General features: G+C 35.5%; 18 protein-coding genes. 7 read left to right on the plus strand and 11 right to left on the minus strand.

Going from position 1 to position 16,431, the window contains the following annotated elements; genetic code table 11:
• Positions 1-150: 150 nt before the first annotated feature.
• The 6 genes from H9635_RS18280 to H9635_RS18305 all read left to right on the plus strand — a co-directional run bounded on the left by H9635_RS18280 (position 151) and on the right by H9635_RS18305 (position 5,508).
• A complete protein-coding gene (locus tag H9635_RS18280; protein WP_191701752.1) occupies positions 151-642 on the plus strand; it encodes a DinB family protein in 492 nt (163 codons plus the stop codon).
• An 812-nt stretch (positions 643-1,454) separates the two neighbouring features.
• Positions 1,455-3,251 (plus strand): group II intron reverse transcriptase/maturase, encoded by a 1,797-nt coding sequence (gene ltrA, locus H9635_RS18285; RefSeq protein ID WP_191701753.1) that lies wholly within the window; start codon positions 1,455-1,457, stop codon positions 3,249-3,251.
• Between the two features lie 523 nt (positions 3,252-3,774).
• On the plus strand, positions 3,775-4,200 hold the full coding sequence (locus H9635_RS18290; protein WP_191701754.1) for a DUF4279 domain-containing protein: 426 nt from the start codon (positions 3,775-3,777) through the stop codon (positions 4,198-4,200).
• Positions 4,201-4,563: 363 nt separating this feature from the next.
• The gene (locus H9635_RS18295) at positions 4,564-4,845 is read left to right on the plus strand and encodes a hypothetical protein (protein ID WP_191701755.1); all 282 of its coding nucleotides are present in this window, start codon (positions 4,564-4,566) and stop codon (positions 4,843-4,845) included.
• Positions 4,835-5,107 carry a hypothetical protein gene (locus H9635_RS18300; RefSeq protein ID WP_191701756.1) on the plus strand — a complete coding sequence of 91 codons (273 nt, stop codon included), beginning with the start codon at positions 4,835-4,837 and terminating at the stop codon, positions 5,105-5,107. The genes H9635_RS18295 and H9635_RS18300 overlap by 11 nt, the downstream gene beginning before the upstream one ends.
• Positions 5,108-5,280: 173 nt before the next feature.
• Entirely contained in the window at positions 5,281-5,508 is a 228-nt protein-coding gene (locus H9635_RS18305; RefSeq protein ID WP_191701757.1) for a hypothetical protein, read from the plus strand.
• 341 nt (positions 5,509-5,849) lie between these two features.
• On the opposite strand, the gene H9635_RS18310 is transcribed toward H9635_RS18305, so the two are convergent.
• The 8 genes from H9635_RS18310 to H9635_RS18345 all read right to left on the minus strand — a co-directional run bounded on the left by H9635_RS18310 (position 5,850) and on the right by H9635_RS18345 (position 11,547).
• Complete coding sequence (locus H9635_RS18310) at positions 5,850-6,419, minus strand: N-acetylmuramoyl-L-alanine amidase family protein (RefSeq protein ID WP_191701758.1); 570 nt, start codon at positions 6,417-6,419, stop codon at positions 5,850-5,852.
• Between the two features lie 52 nt (positions 6,420-6,471).
• Complete coding sequence (locus H9635_RS18315) at positions 6,472-7,281, minus strand: tyrosine-type recombinase/integrase (protein WP_191701759.1); 810 nt, start codon at positions 7,279-7,281, stop codon at positions 6,472-6,474.
• Positions 7,282-7,391: 110 nt separating this feature from the next.
• Positions 7,392-7,520, minus strand: coding sequence for a YvrJ family protein (locus tag H9635_RS18320; RefSeq protein ID WP_191701760.1), 129 nt, complete (start codon positions 7,518-7,520; stop codon positions 7,392-7,394).
• Between the two features lies 1 nt (position 7,521).
• Positions 7,522-7,668 carry a hypothetical protein gene (locus H9635_RS18325; protein WP_225231401.1) on the minus strand — a complete coding sequence of 49 codons (147 nt, stop codon included), beginning with the start codon at positions 7,666-7,668 and terminating at the stop codon, positions 7,522-7,524.
• Between the two features lie 167 nt (positions 7,669-7,835).
• On the minus strand, positions 7,836-8,078 hold the full coding sequence (locus H9635_RS18330; protein WP_191701762.1) for a DUF2922 domain-containing protein: 243 nt from the start codon (positions 8,076-8,078) through the stop codon (positions 7,836-7,838).
• A gap of 32 nt (positions 8,079-8,110) precedes the next feature.
• Complete coding sequence (locus H9635_RS18335; RefSeq protein ID WP_191701763.1) at positions 8,111-8,329, minus strand: DUF1659 domain-containing protein; 219 nt, start codon at positions 8,327-8,329, stop codon at positions 8,111-8,113.
• A 2,036-nt stretch (positions 8,330-10,365) separates the two neighbouring features.
• Complete coding sequence (locus H9635_RS18340; protein ID WP_191701764.1) at positions 10,366-10,551, minus strand: hypothetical protein; 186 nt, start codon at positions 10,549-10,551, stop codon at positions 10,366-10,368.
• 174 nt (positions 10,552-10,725) lie between these two features.
• Positions 10,726-11,547, minus strand: a complete 822-nt coding sequence (locus H9635_RS18345) for a hypothetical protein (protein ID WP_191701765.1) — start codon at positions 11,545-11,547, stop codon at positions 10,726-10,728.
• A 200-nt stretch (positions 11,548-11,747) separates the two neighbouring features.
• Between H9635_RS18345 and H9635_RS18350 the strand changes: the two genes are divergently transcribed.
• On the plus strand, positions 11,748-12,623 hold the full coding sequence (locus tag H9635_RS18350) for a helix-turn-helix domain-containing protein (RefSeq protein WP_191701766.1): 876 nt from the start codon (positions 11,748-11,750) through the stop codon (positions 12,621-12,623).
• Positions 12,624-13,934: 1,311 nt separating this feature from the next.
• On the opposite strand, the gene H9635_RS18355 is transcribed toward H9635_RS18350, so the two are convergent.
• The 3 genes from H9635_RS18355 to H9635_RS18365 form a co-directional block, all read right to left on the minus strand.
• Entirely contained in the window at positions 13,935-14,276 is a 342-nt protein-coding gene (locus tag H9635_RS18355) for a YolD-like family protein (protein ID WP_191701767.1), read from the minus strand.
• A gap of 111 nt (positions 14,277-14,387) precedes the next feature.
• The gene (locus H9635_RS18360) at positions 14,388-15,269 is read right to left on the minus strand and encodes a coiled-coil domain-containing protein (RefSeq protein ID WP_191701768.1); all 882 of its coding nucleotides are present in this window, start codon (positions 15,267-15,269) and stop codon (positions 14,388-14,390) included.
• Positions 15,270-15,412: 143 nt separating this feature from the next.
• The gene (locus H9635_RS18365; RefSeq protein ID WP_191701769.1) at positions 15,413-16,357 is read right to left on the minus strand and encodes a DNA primase; all 945 of its coding nucleotides are present in this window, start codon (positions 16,355-16,357) and stop codon (positions 15,413-15,415) included.
• Between the last annotated feature and the right edge of the window lie 74 nt (positions 16,358-16,431).

Here is a 16,431-nt window from a genome sequence, read left to right on the forward strand (position 1 = left end):
ATGCTTGGAAACTGGCACGTTCCGTGTGGAGCAGGGGAAAAGCCGGAGATAACTTCAAACGCTTACCTATTGCTACGTTTTGTGGAAGAAGGTTTATTTTTACAAATCTAGAATATGTATTATCATTATAAGGAAGTGGGTGTATATTGGATGTTTCATCAAAAAGAATATGAATGGGTTCGTCAGACACGATTAACGCTGCTAGACTATTGTAAGGAACTTAACCAAAATGATTTTACTCGCCAAAATGGATACAGTTGGGAAAGTGTGCGAGACTCATTGGTTCACATAGCAGATTGTTATATTGCGTGGCTCGGCTCATTTGTTTTATTAAAAACTAAGAAGCCAATTACACCAAAGGATGTACGACAGAAATTGAAACTGGACGATATAAAAATACGCTTTGAACAGGTTGATTCTTTTGTAAATGAGGTATTTGAATTACACGGAAAGCAATTATCTGAGCCAATTCAAAGAAAGATTCCTTGGAGAGATGAAAAAGAAATTATAACATTTACCCCTGGTAAATTAATAATGCATACTATAACTCACGAATTTCACCACAAGGGACAAATTGTAGCTATGATACGTCAGATGGGTTATGAACCTCCAAATACAGATGTATTAGGAACTAACGATTAATATATGTAAGAGAAAATAGATTTCTTTACTTTTTTCTATTAACAGGTATAAAGGTAAAGTTCAGCTGCCAACTCAGGCGGCTTTTCTTATCGAACTAAAGGGGCAGCGCGACAAGTTTTGTTATAAGCACTCCGGTGCGAAAGACGAGGAATTTCCACAGAAATTCTAACTTTATAACCGAGGATAGGAATGATAAAACCATGTATTTTGAAACTATCCCATTGATACTCCTGCATGCGTCATAATGGACAGATTATGGGGTATGAAGCTCAGGTGAAGTCGGCAGAACAAAGGCTAAAGCCATTCCTTTCAGGATAAAGGTATGCCAATGGATATGCCGGATGGCTGAAAAACTAAATAAGGTGAGAATTTTCTTACACAAAGAACGGACGAACTTCCGAATGTACAGGTCTAGAGTTTCGAACAATAGGAAACTATTGTACCACCCTTACGGTGGTGTGAGTGATGTGGAGTAAAAATTGCCCCTCTGAAACACGTTATATCGAACAATGGCGGTATCCAGCTCACAGGCTTACAGGAAGCACCTACGTTTAGATAGATAGCTAAGTTATAAGGGACTTGGAAAGTAAGGAACGTTGATTCGAGGGCTGTCACCCAAAACGGTTGCTATAAGTAATTGAACGAAATGCACTTGTCCTTATGAGGGTAGGGGTACGACTGATGAAGCTTCTGTAACGGAGGTAGAGGAACAGCCCCAAGTCTAGTGATTGGCAACGATTATTTTTCAATTGTGCATTGCACCGGTCGGGTAAGAACGTGGGAACATCACCTCACAAAGGAATGATGCCACAGTGCAAGCTCTACGATACTGGGATTACTATGATATGACCGACACTTTTACTGACTTGTACCACCGAGCTAAAAATAAAGAAACATTCCATCACTTATATGACGTCATCACGTCGAGGAATAACATTTTATTAGCTTATCGGACTATCAAGTCAAATAAGGGGTCTAAGACCCCCGGTACAGATGGAAAAACCATCATCGACATAGAGAGACTAACAGAAAATGATTTAGTAGAAAAGATACAAAAACAGCTCAAGAATTATCGCCCGAAGAAAGTCAGACGAAAATTAATTGAAAAAGATAATGGTAAAATGCGACCTCTAGGCATTCCATGTATCCTCGATAGAATCATTCAACAGTGTTTCAAGCAAGTATTGGAGCCAATTACGGAAGCGCACTTTTATAATCATAGTTACGGTTTTAGACCTTTACGGTCTACACATCATGCGATGGCAAGAGTTCAATTCCTTGTTAACCATTCTAAACTTCACTATGTTGTTGATGTTGATATCAAAGGCTTCTTTGACAATATCAATCATACATTGCTCATTAAACAGCTGTGGAATTTAGGTATTTATGATAGAAAAGTTTTAGCTTGCATTTCAAAAATGTTAAAAGCTGAAGTTGATGGTGAAGGCATTCCGGAAAAGGGTTCACCGCAAGGTGGACTACTATCCCCGTTATTATCTAATGTGGTTTTGAATGAATTAGATCAATGGATAGCGAATCAGTGGGAACTCTTCCCTCTTGATAAGCCATATACGACACGCGAAGGTGAACGCTATGCAAAGATTCACACAAAGTTAAAAGAAGGTTATATAGTTCGCTATGCCGACGACTTTAAAATCTTATGTCGGGACTGGAAGACAGCCGAAAAATGGTATCATGCCGTTAAGCTTTTTCTGAAAGAGCGTTTAAAACTTGACATTTCACCGGAAAAATCAAAAGTAATTAATCTGCGGAAACATGAATCAGCCTTTCTTGGATTTACGATACGTGCCATTCGCAAAGGTGAAAAACGTGTGGCCCATACTTTTGTGAAAGCCGAAAAGATACAGAAAATAAAAGATGAAGCGAGGAAACGAATTGAGGCACTTCGAGCCTCACCAACGACTCAAAATGCTTTGCGATTTAATAGCTTTGTCTTAGGGCTGCATAATTACTTTAATCGAGCTACACATGTCAACTTAGCCTTCTCACGTCTTGCTTATGATATAGGTGCATCTATGTACAATCGTCTTAAACCAGTCGGGAAATACGCCCATCCAGCGAATCCGCCGCCAACCTATAAGAAGTTATACAGTTTGAGGTTCAAGACATTTGAAATTGCTGGTATTCATCTCTTCCCTCTTGCGAATGTTCAGACAAAGAACACTATTTGTTTCACACAAAGTCTGACACTATTCACAGTTGAAGGCCGAGCGCTAATTCATAAGAATTTGCATAAGAATATCAAGCAAGAAATTGCCTTGCTAATGGAGTCAAATATCCCGACACGAAGTGTCGAATATATGGACAATCGAATCAGTCGATATAGTATGAAACAAGGAAAATGTGAAATTACAGGACAATTTCTACAAGCACGGGATGTACACTGTCATCACTACGTGCCAGTACATCTCGGCGGAAATGACAAGTTCAATAACTTACGCATTCTCTACAAAGAGGTACACAAACTAATCCATATGACAGATACAACTAAGATGAATATACTCATAAAAAGTTTGGATATCACGCCACCGATATTAGAGAAAATCAATAAATATCGGGAAAAGTGCGAGTTAGAACCTATCATATAATCCAAATCAATAAGAGTAACTTGAAACTTATAATCAAAACCATCGCCAGATGGAACGCGGAATGCTTGGAAACTGGCACGTTCCGTGTGGAGCAGGGGAAAAGCCGGAGATAACTTCAAACGCTTACCTATTGCTACGATTAAATAAAATTTGGATAATTATGTTATTATAAAAAGAGATATTGGGGGATAAAATGAAGTTTTTCATAAATTTGTTGCCTTTGATTTTGGTATTTTAAGGCTTCTAAATTATGTGTATTTTGCTAAAAGAATAGGAGGATGAATGAAATGGCTAGAAAATGTTATGAGTGCGGGAACACAAACGAGGAAGAGATTGAATATAAGACGGTGACTACTGACGAAGGTGACGGGAACGAAAAAAAGATAAAACTTTGGTTATGCATAGATAACGATGATTGTGAAATGAGAGTGTCTAACAAATATACATCTCGTAGTTAAATAACGTTCCCAAATGAAACTTTGGGAGTCTTAACCGAATTTATATAACAAAGGGGTTTAAGAATTTGAGTTCATGTACAAATATCTATTGTTCACTAAATTTCGTTAGCAATGAAATAGTTGATGTAAAAGAGTTTCGTAAGGATTTTCATCTATATGAAAGGTTAACGTGGGTAAAAGGTGATTTACAATTTCCAGAGTATGAAACATCAGCACGTTTAGAAAGCAGGATTACAATCCGTTCAGAGATTTCCGAGAATAACGATGGTGAAGCCATTATAAACGCTTTTTTTGAAGATTTATTACCAAAAAAAGAAAGGCTTTTACAGTTGAAAGAGATATATAGTGGAGAAACATTTTTCGAAATTATTATAAATTTAGAGTCAGATGATTCGCCTATTGTTCGCTTACAGTCACCACATTTAGCTTTCTTAACTGAATTAGACGCAACGTTAGATAGCTATGTGTACGATTATAAAGAAAGAGCCTAATCATATTATTGAGATATACAATCCCATACAAATAACGTTCCCAAATCAAAGCTTGGGAGCATTTCAAACGGCGAAAAACACTGATTTAACAGTATTTGTCGCTGTTCTTATTAGAAAATAACGCGCTGAGACGCTGCGAAAAATCATGTTCGATTCACTTGTTCTGAGTGGCGATTGAAATGTTAGGCTCTGTTCGTAAAGATTGTTGCTGATACTTAATAAAAAGAGACAGCACTTTTTTGACTGTCCCCATTATTGGACTAAAGCCCCGATTTGTCTAAGTGTAATCACACGTATTTTTACCAAGTTAAGGAAATGCGGTATAATAAGTTGTATGTGAATTTTGGATAGGAGGGTTTTTATTTGTTCTACTTAATACCTTTCTTATTAGGCAGTGTTATAGGAATCTTCACATTAATTTTGTCTCTAATCTTTAAAAGGCTCGGTAAGCTAACTAATGCAAATATTGTCACTTATATAGGTATTCTCATAGGGGGAGGGATATTATGGTACTCCCTTGAGATTGTCAGAGGATTCGAGGGGGCTATGATTGGTCTTATAGGCGTTTTTGCGATATTAGAGTGTATCGCTATTCGTATTTATCTAGCTTCAACAAAAAAAGGAGGTGGCAGCATTGCAAAGTAAACAGAGTATGGGGTTGCTTTCTTTTATTAGTCTAATTGTTGGACTTATTTCACTTGGTGTCTATATTTTTACGGGAGATTCGTTTATTGATGACAACATAACAATGCTACTCGGGTTTACCTTTTTAGTACTCTCTTTTGTTTTATCCTTGTTCAGCAAAAAGGACAAATTAGGAAGGGTATCGCTATACGTTTCCCCAATACTTACGGTTATTTATCTATTGTTTTTCGGAGTTATGTCTTTATTTTGGAATACACCATAATAGTGTATACAAAGTAAAGACAAATAACGTTCCCAAATGCCACTTAGGGAACCAACACCCCTTATTCAATTGAATAGGGGGTGTTTCCAACTAACGGAGCAAGATACTTCAAGAAGGAATTTAAACGGTTGGGATTGAACTGATAAATACAAACATATAAAGGCGTGATACATATGAGATTATATGATAAACCGATTAAAGCATATTTACATAACGAATTAAGTGCTGTTGAGGAACACGACGGTGAACTCATTTATCTTTTTGAAGAGGGATACGTGACAGTTCTTGGCGAATTTGAATGTGAGAAGTATGTTGGAGGAACAGCCTGTATTATTTTTAATCAAGAAAATGTTATATCGGTTGCAAAAGGGATGCTACGATTTATTGACAAGGACGTATAAATTATACAAAAGAAAGTTAATAAACGTTCCCAAATAAAAGTTTGGGAATACACCAAAAAGCCGTAAACGCTGTTCTATCAACGTTTACGGCTTTTGTGGTGGAACATTGTTTATACATGATTTTATGCACGTTCCGACAAAGCCAATTCCAGCAACAGATTGAACGTGTTTTGGATAGGGCTGCGTTCATCACGATGTTGCATAGAATCTTGCATATTTTTAACGTTCCTTAATGTAAAAAATTCTCGAAATGTTGGCTGTACTCCAAATAACAGAGGTTTCGGGGTGCATGAATAAAAGGCAACCTCAGTATAAAACTGACAGCTGCCTTTTCAAGCTTTTTACCCCCCTATCTTCTGACCACAAGCAGGGCACGTATTAACCTTATTTACAGCAGGCAGAATCGCATTTACAATTCCATCAACAATTGCATCAAATTTAGCGTCAAACAGCTGATTATCAGCACTATTATCAATAAACCCGATTTCCAGTAGCAACGCCGGCGCTCTAGTGTTTTTCAGTACATAAAATTGAGCTTCCTTAACCCCTCGATTTCTAAATCCAACGCTTACTAAAGCATTTTGGATTTTATCTGCTAGTGGTTTTGATTTGGATTGAGGATTGGATAGGCTGAAAACAAAAACCTCGGCGCCAGTCGCTACTTCAGGTCTAAATGCATTGCGGTGAAAGGATATAAAAAAATCGTACTTTTTCCTTTTTTCCATTTCTACTCGCTGTTGTAAAGACAAAGTTGTATTTGTTGTTCGCGTTTCATCGATTTGGAGCCCAGCAGCCCGTAAACGCTTTGCGACAGCTTGTCCTAAGCGTAATACATCATTCGCTTCATGACGCCCTTTATACGTTGCTCCAGGGTCTTTTCCACCGTGTCCGTAATCAAATAAAATGAGCATCTCACCCCTCCTAATTCAGATTATCCGACACTTTATAAATTAAAAAATGCCGTTATAAAACAGATGGTTCTAAATCATTTATATTAACAAAAGCAGACTGTGTATAGTGCCTTGTAATAGCAATTGAACGGTGGCCAAGTAAATACTGTATTTTTTCAATCGGCACCCCGTTTTCTAAGAGTAGCGTAGCAAACGTGTGACGCAAGACGTGGCAGCTAAATTGAATTCCGTGTAGTTCACCGAAGTTGGCTGCATAGCGTTGTAAAGTACGCTTACTTACACGAAATGCTGGTGCGCTAGATACATCCAGTGTTTTCAAATAGCTAGTTATAACTTGAACAGCGTTTAGATTCAGTACGGGAATTAGCCGATCGCTATCGTATTTTGCATCTTGTATATTTACAAACAATTTATCATCTCGCATCAAAAAATCCTCTTTCGTTAAATTAGAGATTTCACTGACACGAGCTCCAGTCGCATACATTAAATAAAATGCAGCTCGCACATTCACCTGTAGGCTATCCACAAAGTGAAAAAAGTCATTGATTTGATTGTCTGTCAGTCGATTTTGGCGATATTCTGCCACTTTGATCGTCAGCAGTTTAGATACCGGATTCACTTTAACGACTTCGTTTAAAATCAGAAAATCAAAATAGCCCCGAATGCACGATATAATCGCATTTACTGTCCGTTTTGATTTGCCACTCTTCAATAAGTATTCTTTAAAATCGATTAGATGAGCAGGTTTTATGTCAAAAATCTCGTGTTTTTGATCATTCATCCATACTAAAAATTCGATTAAATGGTACTTATAAGTGTCAATCGTGTTTTCAGCTTTTCCTTCTAATTGCAGATGTTTCAAGTATTTCACCGTCAAACTCAAATCAAATTGCCCTCCTTGCACTTATTTAATAATATGTTGTATATTAAATTTGATAAATTACCCATTTTAACGTTAAAAAAAATGTCAGTTTATTTTAGATTGTTAAGTTTATTAATGCTCTCTGTAAGGGCTTCAATCTTTTTTTCCATGCGTATTAAAAGGTAAATCGATATTACAAATGAAAAGCCATAATCCAAATAAGATAAGATTGTTTCCATATTAGGTTGTCTCGAATTTGAAATCGGTTCTTACATTTTCTGTCGATACCTTTATATTCAAAATATCACCAAAATTTTGACCGCATGATTTACAGAGATCCAAGTCACCGACTAAATAATTTGCTTCTGCAGCATCGAGTATATTCATCTTAAAGTAGATATCTTTTACTCGGTTACAACATTCACATTTTTTGTAGATGGTATGAGCGAGCGTAGCGATTTTCAAGGATTTTTTTTTCAAATAAATTGACTCCTCTCATTACATTTTCTAAAAAGACCAGATAAGAATGGCAGTTCTCATCTGGTCCATAAAATTTAGCTAACAACGATGTCAAAGTTAGATGTAACGGTTTTTACAGTTTTAGCCCCTTTGACTTTACCTGGTCCTACTAGGCTAATGCTGTTAAATACATTTAGGTTTACAAACAGTTCCATGGCAGATTCGACAGTGGCAGCTGTCAAATCTTCCTTTGGATCTGCCACACGGATAGATCGTGCTTGACCAAAGTAATCAGTAAACTCCATCACTAATACATTACGTGTAGTTGCCTTACTCATTTTTATCACCTCCTTCTCCTTCTATTAATAATTTACGGTTCAATTACTTGTGAGAATTGTACAATTTCAACATCGTATAAGTCGTGCTTAATGAGAGAGCGAAAAGCTTCTCCTACTTGTTTAGCCTCGTCTGGAGTTAGATCTTTTCGTACATTGCTCAAAGTTACGCGTGTAATTTTGGGTTCGCCTGTTTTTTCATCAGCTTTACCAAGTACCAAAACAATATTGGCTTTGTAGTTATTAAATATCATGGAATCACCTCCTCCCTTATTTCGATTATATAATATATCTTACCTATAAGTTATTAATTTACTTAATTTCCTTATAATGTCATTTATAAAGAAATAAGTGTTAATTTTTTGTCATTCTAAAATACTCACAATAGTCGCGAAAAAATAGATAATGACAGCAATCATACTCATTTCAAACATAATTAAGTCACCTCCTAATTTGATATTAAATTAAGTATAATACAGGAATTTTGGAGTGTTTTAATGACATTTATTATTTAAGAGAGTAAGGTAAATCCTCAATTAAATGATTTACTTTCCGTTAATTTTAAAATATACATATAAGTTAATTATTTACATAACAAATAAATTATGGTATTATTAGAAAATTCCCCTTAATTTGAAAGGGTTTATATAGATAAGAACTTATAAAGGAGTGAGTAAGACATGCATCAGTAATAATGTAAAAATAAAATCACCCCCTTGATTAAATAATGTATAAAAACATTAATAAACAGGAGGTGAAATTATGAAAGTCTTTGCTTTAGGTGTTTTAGCAACAATCATAGGCGGATTTCTTTACGACTATCTAAAAGAAATTAAAGAAAAATACGTCAAATAAAGCGGTAATACATATAATTAAAATACATAAGTAATACATAAGTAATGCATAAGTAATACATAAGTAATACATAAGAGATGGCCATCTCAATAAAATGAGGATAACCTCAGAGAATAAAAGTTACCTTTCAAAATTCAAGGCAAGATAAGGGTTGTAAAGGTAACTAGTAAACAAAGAAAAAACTCACCAATTCTAGTGAGTTTTTTCTTGCTTTGCCACAGCGCGATGTTCTTCAACAAGGGGCTGCCGCAAGTGCTGTTACTCCATAAATTATAATTAACTACTGTTCTCGCTTAATAATAACAACCTTGTATGTCTTAATCAGATAACCTAGATACATAGCTAGCAAACTACCTACAAACGATTCCAACAAATACATCACCACCACATCAGATTATTAAATTAAGTATAAAACTAAAATAGCTTGTAACACTAGGAAAATCGTTAAAATACCTCTCATTTATTAATGTTAATTTAATTGTAATCATACGAGCATAAATCTAGGGTTTACTAGGTTAAGTAATTCCAAATAATGCACAGTGGTGGTATATAGGGTTATTGCTGAATTTTGATATTAAAATGGGGAAAATCGTTGATATAGCAAGATTTCCGCTTATTTAGTTTGTTCACCATTTTTAGTAATATTATGTATATTTCACATCTTTATAAATCGGCATTATTGAATTTACCCCAAATAAGCGATTTGACAAAAATTCAGCTCTAAGTTTGCGTTGTGGTGGTGCAGGTTTCCACCACAACGCAAGCTTAGAGCTGCACAGGCATGTTAAAAACGCGAGCGGTAGCGAGGTTTACCTCGATGCCGTTAAGGGTTTTCAGCATGCCTGATGTTTTTTGTCAAATCGCGTGTTAGGAGGAGCCACTTTATTAATCACTCTATATGAAGCCTAAATCTATACGGAGCGGGGGCATGACGTGATAGTAATGCGCCGGAACGGTTTTCTCGACGATCTGCCAGCAATCACGGAATGCCCATTTTTTGAGGGGAATTAATTTTATGAAAGCATGGTGCGCGTGTGGAGGTAACATTGAAATTTATATTTTATGCATGGTTTTATTCATTTAAAGATTATGTGTAAATTTACTTCAAGCATTCAACACAACGCTTTTTGCTATAACTGACTTTTATTAAAAGTGACAAAAAATTAGTATTGATAATATTCAAAAAAATCCACGGAACGTTGAAGTGACCCCCTAAAAATTAGCCTGTTCATCTTGAGAGCAGGCTATCGCTTTCATAAATACGATGTACCAACTCTTTTAAGTTACCTGGTTGTTATTGCAACTTTTGAATGGAATTTTTTGTAGCAAAAGAAAAAGGTTTAAAATCAAGGGGATTTCAACGTATTTAAAACGTTTAGGAGAGCTGAATTATCTGATAGTCAAACGTATTTTGTGTATACAACTAATTGATTTGTTAAAGGAAACCCGTCACACCTAGAAAAACATAAATACTTATGAAACTTAAAAAAATCCAAATAACACCTAATATTTTTTCGTTTTTCACACTTTTTTTTGTAATTACTTTTTCAAAAATTTTAACTAAATTTAGATAGCATAGAACAACAAATAAAATTGTAGAAAGAAAAAAAATATCTCCCATAGATACCTACCTCCCAAAATATTAGTTCTTAAAATCGCTTAGAATAAATTCTAATAACGAAAAATAGCTTTATATGGAGCAATGGGCATGATAACGTCGTTTTGCTAGGCCATCCTAATCCTAATATAGCTGGCCTTTTGGTTCAAAAAATCATGCCCATTCCTCAATATTATTTTAATAATTGAATTCTTCAGCGTAAGGTAAAATCTCTGTACGATAGTGTTGTGTAATCCCAACTCCCAAACCGCCAACTCCAAATGATAGACCTACTGAACCGGCAACTGTTCTATGACCGTATTCAAATTGGACATTTGCCTTTCTACCCTTTCCAGTGTTTGCATTAGGAATGTAGAAGTATTGACTTACATATCCACCGTTTACCTGATTAGGCTTAAGTGATAATTTTAAATCGTGTGTACTTGCTACCCCGTTGTTAATATTATAATTACCAGGAGCAGGAACATTATATTGATCAGTATAACTTAGCAATTTATCATTGCTTTTATCAAAAATCGCTGTATAAGATGAGAAACCACTTATATTTCCATTAGATGTTTTATAAAAAATCCCAATTCCGGTAGGTAGTCCAATTGCTATTTTATCAGAAAGATTCCATACTGGAGTTTTTAACCATCGGAAAGTTGACATAGCCATAAACTTCGTATAACCTGAAACATCACTATCATTAAACTTATAGACATTCCCCCATAAGTTTAGATCAGATTTGGTTAAAGCAAGTGGTTGAATTTCAGCATCATTAGGTTCTTCTACATTATAATATTCGTCAAAATCTAAGACTATTTCAGCTTGCCCTTCCACTAGGGCTTTTAAGTCCATTAAAGGCATAGCTTCAATTTTTTTTTCATTAAAATTCAGATTATTATACAAATAGTCTAATTCTTCCTCTGATAATTGATCAACTTGTGCAGCTTCTGTAACCGAATTAAAAATAAACGCTGATATAACAATCGTAATACCTATTAAAAATTTCTTCAACTGTATCTTCCTCTCTTTTATAAATATTGATATAACAATGTGCAATAATAAATTACTTACTTCCAATTAAATCAAATACTAGTGTAGTAATATCAAGTAATAAAATTTCCATTTTTTCACATCCCTTCAAAAAAATTATACGACAAAATTATCCATTTACGTTATAATGTAAACAATAGTTAACATTAGGCGGTGTGAAAATGCAAATTGGTGTTATCATCAAAAAACTACGAATAGATAAAAAAATCCAATCCAATACTTTATATCAAAATCTATTATCTCGTCCGGCCATTGCGAAATTTGAAAGTGGAGAAAGCGATACGACAGTTGTGAAGTTTATGATTATCCTCGATAGATTGAACATTTCATTAGAAGAATTCGAAGTTGCATATAGGATGAATAGTACTAAGAATATTATGGAAATTTATTCGCCAGGGGCATACAAAAAGGCATTTTATGCTAGAGATGTTCCGGAGCTTTATTATTTGTCGAGAATGTCGATGCAGAAGTATGAAAAAACAAAACTTGTAAAATATCAACATAATAGTGCTGTAATCAATTTACTAATTAGCGTTATTGAAAATACATCAGACATTATGGAAGACCGTGAATTATTACAAAACTATTTATCGAAATGCGAGTATTGGAGCTATTATGAAATTACACTTTTCACCAATACTTTGAGCTTTTATTCGAATGAGTTTATTGACGTTACTTATAAACATGTTAAACGAGTCTTAATCTCTTATCAGGGATTAGTACGATATAAAAATGAATTAGCACTTTTATTGTTTAATATTCTTCAGTTAAAAATAACAACTAATCAATTTACGTCCCTTAATTACTACTTAAATGAACTCATAGTGTTAAAGGATGAATGTATAGATAATATGTATGTTCAAACAATAATTTGTTTCTTCACATTATTAATGGAAGTAATCAAAGGAAATAAAAATAATATAGCAGAACTCTATAAAATAATTGACATTTTTGAATATCTAGAAATGCAATTTAAAGCCGATCAATGCCGAAAGTTGCTTACTCATGTGATAAATCATTCAAGCATTAAAACTTGATATAGCCCAAATGAGTTTATTGCATTGAGACCAATTCGCCACTTAATTGGCAAGGTTTTTAAAGAAGCTGGCGCGTAAAACCAGCGAAATAGGTGTTTCCAGTTGTTTTTCTTGTGTCCTTCAGTATCATATTAACAAAAAAAGGAACAACTTTATTTGGACAATTTTTTGTGTTTAGGGCATGACGTGATAGTAATGCGCCGGAACGGTTGTCTCCGGCGAGTTACGGTGCTGGTCAGTTCGTCGAGTGGTTTTCTCGACGATCTGCCAGCAATCACGGGATGCCCTTTATTTTGCACAGTATATTCTTAGTATGAACATGCTCGTATGATGAAATTTATTTCATCATGGCGGGCTATTTGAGATGGAAGAGCAAACGACAAAAACCAGCTGGCAATTCAGCACGAACAAGCGGAGCGATTCGTGCTGAATTGGTCCCCCTTCCTCCCCTAAGAGCGCCTCCAAGTTTAATCCTGTCCTTGCTGACGGGGGATGGAGGGGTTTGCCGGGAGGTTTGGAGGGCGGCAGGGGAGGAAGGGGGACGGTTTTCAGCGATTCTCAGCTGAAAACAGGCTGGTTTTTGTGGTTTGCGGACTTTGTTGGCCGACTTGATGATAAGGGAAATGTTTATTGAGAGGGAAGATTTAGCGAGCCATGACGTAATAATGAGGTGCCGGAACGGTTGTCTCCGGCACTTCATGGTTTTTTCTTGGTGCCGGTGGTTTTCCGGCACGGAGAAAAAAATTACGGGATGGCGAGCGTGGGGGAAATATTTTTTGTGGTTATCTAATATTTATTTAATATTGTTTATTTAATATTTAAGAAAATGTGTAAATATCAACGTTTAATGGGATATGCAAGGTGTTCTTCAATCTGTCGAAAGCATTATATGAACTTAAAAAGAAATATTTAATCTGGTACAACACAGAATTTAAACGCACAAATGCTGTTAAATCAACATTTGTGCGTTTAAATTAAAAGTCCATTATGTAATATAAATTTATAGCGCTTGACCGGTATAGTATACCGAGTCAAGCGCTACCAATATTTTGTTCGGTTTTGTTTAGCTAATGATGAATAATGACGTTACAATGACTACAACTTCCCAATAGAAATAAGGGACAGTTTGAAAGGTAATAAGTAACTTTATTAGTTGCATGTATATTTTATTCAACGTCATCGCCTCCTTTTCTTTAAAGAAAAAGGTAGCGCTTGTTTCTATTTATATTATACACGGTTTCACTTAAAAGGTTTCACCATGTCGGTCGGTTAAATGTACTATTTTGTGGGGGAATATGAATTATCGGCTTCTTACGCTTCATACAAATGAATTTTCATGATGTGTGGGATATAAATTCTTTTATCCCCTTGAGGTGATAGGGTTGTGATAAATGCTGCGTTCACGGGCAGTTTTTTTATTGTTCCTTCGATTGTGAAGGATTCACCGCTGTTCCAGTAATGGATGAGGACAACACTATGCGTTTGTACGGCTGTTTGTATTTGATGAGCGAGTTCTTCATAGTCAAATTCATCGAGTTGTGGCTCAAGTACAAAATTATCTTCATCGTACCATTCACGTATTAGTTTTACATGCTCGGGCATCATCATTGCTGTCCATTTAATTGTGCCACGATCCCGGTTTTTATTATCCATTTAGTCACCTCTAAAATACGGAACGTTTGTTCTTATCTTAGCAGAATGATGAAATAAAGTAAAACAGGAAAAAATCGCTAAACCCTTTTCACCAAAGGATTTAGCGATTTTTTATTTCTCCTTCTGCACCTTTAACGCTTCAATTTCAGCTTGATACTTCTCACGACTTTCATCATTAATTTTACGTAACTCAGCAATCTCTGCATAAAGCGCCTGGATCTGTTCGTTGTACTGCTCGTTTGCCTTGGCTAGTTGGGCTTGTTGCTGACGTTCCAGTTCGACTAGTGCTTTTTCACGCTCTAGATCTTTGCGTTCGATAGATAGTTGGAGAGTGTCTTCAAACTTTTTCTGTTCTGAAGCTAAGGTCTTTCTAGATTCTGCAAGTTCCTGTTGAAGTGCGTTGCCTTTTACTTCTGCAGCGTTTGCTTGTTCTACTAATGCTGCTTTTTCATTGCTGAAATCGATTTTCAGCTGTTCATTTTCTTCGGCATAGGCTTGGTATTTTGCGACTAAGCCACTTAACGTATCATTTTTTTCTTTATATTCAGCAATAAGGGCCTGGTTGTTTTCCAAGGTAGTTTCATTCGCTTTTAATTTCTCTTTTAACTCTTTTTCTTGTTCTTGTAATGCCGTTACCATATTATTTTTCAACGTGATTTCTTCTTTTAATTGGAAAAGTTGTTGTTGGAACTCCTGGATAATGGCTTCTTTGCTCTCTAATTTATCGCTAATATCTTTCACAGCGTGGTCCTTCAGATAAACCGAACGTTGAATCATATTGACGATTAGCTCATACATGCGGGTTGTATGGTGTTCAAGTTCCGATAAATCTTGCGTGTAGTCACTTGAACCTTGCTTAATAGTATTCAATTCATACAATGCCACAGCCTTCTCGAACCAGTCCTTTGAAGATACACCACTTGATTCGATAACCATCTTCGCTTTTTCATACATTTCTTCGCTTACTTTGACTCCAAATGTTTTATCAGCCATTTTAACTCCTCCTAATGGTTAACTAATAAAATCAATAATATCAAAGGGTTAACCTAGTTTTTTTAAGTTAACTTTATTATAATTCAATGCGACTGAAAATTCAAATATTAATCCTGTATTGGCGTATAAAAAACGCTCCCTGTTCAAGAGGGAACGTTTTGTTGATCATCGTATTCCAAAGATTGTTTGTGATATTCGTGGAGCGCTAACGTTAACTGTTTAGAATAGTGTTCTTCGATATAAGCAGAGATATAGCGTTTCTTATCAATCTCAATTTGCGCAGAACGGAAAAGTTTTTGGAAAAGCGGTTTCTTTTGTTGGGTATACTGTTGAACTGCTTCGTTCTGTAAACGATTAAGCACGGTTTGTTCAATAGATTTTTCCCTAATACGTATTGCGATATCCTCCTTATTAGATGCCATCATTCCCTCGACCATTTTCCTCAACTCAGTGTTTTCCTGTTCAAGATTTTTTGTGATGGTTTGAATCTTTTCTAATTTTTGCGAAGTTTCGAGAGGAATGGCTTTTATTTTTTGTTCTAGAAAGTCTTGATTTATGGTTAGTTGCATTTGTTGGGTCTCTTCATTTTGCTCCATTTTAAATAAACCTGTCTTCATAATTTGTTCTAATGCTTGACTCATGGCATTGAGTTTGTATTCAATGTCATCGGGCGTAGCAATTTCTGTTGAAGGAGACGGTCTTTTTTGGATAATATGGCCATCTTCATTTATCCGTAAAAGTTGTCTTAGTCCCCTTACGCGATACTCATCCTTTAATAGCAGAATCATACGCAATTTTAAAATAGCTTTAAAATCTAAACGAATAAGGGTAGCTGTTGTGGGATTTGTCGCTTGGTCATCAAATAAATACTCTTCAAAGGGTTTGATGTAGTAACGCAGCTGTGCATCCGTAACATCAAACCAGCTCGCCACTTCGGGTGTGGAATAGTATTTCTTTTCAATGAGCTCGAGTAAATAAGGCTCAGATAAAAAATGCTGCTCGTTGGGTGTTCCTTGGATGACTTGAAATAAAGTATCGTTTGCAAGGACTTCTTTTATACGTTGCTCAATGGGAATCACTTGTTCCATATTCTATTCTCTCCTATTCTATTCAAAACTTTTTTATTCTTTTGTACGCAACTCTACGGAAAACTTTTCAATTC

Origin of the sequence: Solibacillus faecavium, assembly GCF_014836905.1 — a bacterium.
Lineage (GTDB): Bacteria > Bacillota > Bacilli > Bacillales_A > Planococcaceae > Solibacillus > Solibacillus faecavium.

Bases quoted from the DNA above. Each gene is read 5' to 3' on its own strand.
- H9635_RS18280 (WP_191701752.1), top strand. From the start codon at position 151: ATGTTTCATCAAAAAGAATATGAATGGGTTCGTCAGACACGATTAACG.
- H9635_RS18305 (WP_191701757.1), top strand. From the start codon at position 5,281: ATGAGATTATATGATAAACCGATTAAAGCATATTTACATAACGAATTA.
- H9635_RS18310 (WP_191701758.1), bottom strand. From the start codon at position 6,419: ATGCTCATTTTATTTGATTACGGACACGGTGGAAAAGACCCTGGAGCA.
- H9635_RS18320 (WP_191701760.1), bottom strand. From the start codon at position 7,520: ATGGAAACAATCTTATCTTATTTGGATTATGGCTTTTCATTTGTAATA.
- H9635_RS18325 (WP_225231401.1), bottom strand. From the start codon at position 7,668: ATGAATATACTCGATGCTGCAGAAGCAAATTATTTAGTCGGTGACTTG.
- H9635_RS18330 (WP_191701762.1), bottom strand. From the start codon at position 8,078: ATGAGTAAGGCAACTACACGTAATGTATTAGTGATGGAGTTTACTGAT.
- H9635_RS18335 (WP_191701763.1), bottom strand. From the start codon at position 8,329: ATGATATTTAATAACTACAAAGCCAATATTGTTTTGGTACTTGGTAAA.
- H9635_RS18340 (WP_191701764.1), bottom strand. From the start codon at position 10,551: ATGGGAGATATTTTTTTTCTTTCTACAATTTTATTTGTTGTTCTATGC.
- H9635_RS18350 (WP_191701766.1), top strand. From the start codon at position 11,748: ATGCAAATTGGTGTTATCATCAAAAAACTACGAATAGATAAAAAAATC.
- H9635_RS18355 (WP_191701767.1), bottom strand. From the start codon at position 14,276: ATGGATAATAAAAACCGGGATCGTGGCACAATTAAATGGACAGCAATG.
- H9635_RS18360 (WP_191701768.1), bottom strand. From the start codon at position 15,269: ATGGCTGATAAAACATTTGGAGTCAAAGTAAGCGAAGAAATGTATGAA.
- H9635_RS18365 (WP_191701769.1), bottom strand. From the start codon at position 16,357: ATGGAACAAGTGATTCCCATTGAGCAACGTATAAAAGAAGTCCTTGCA.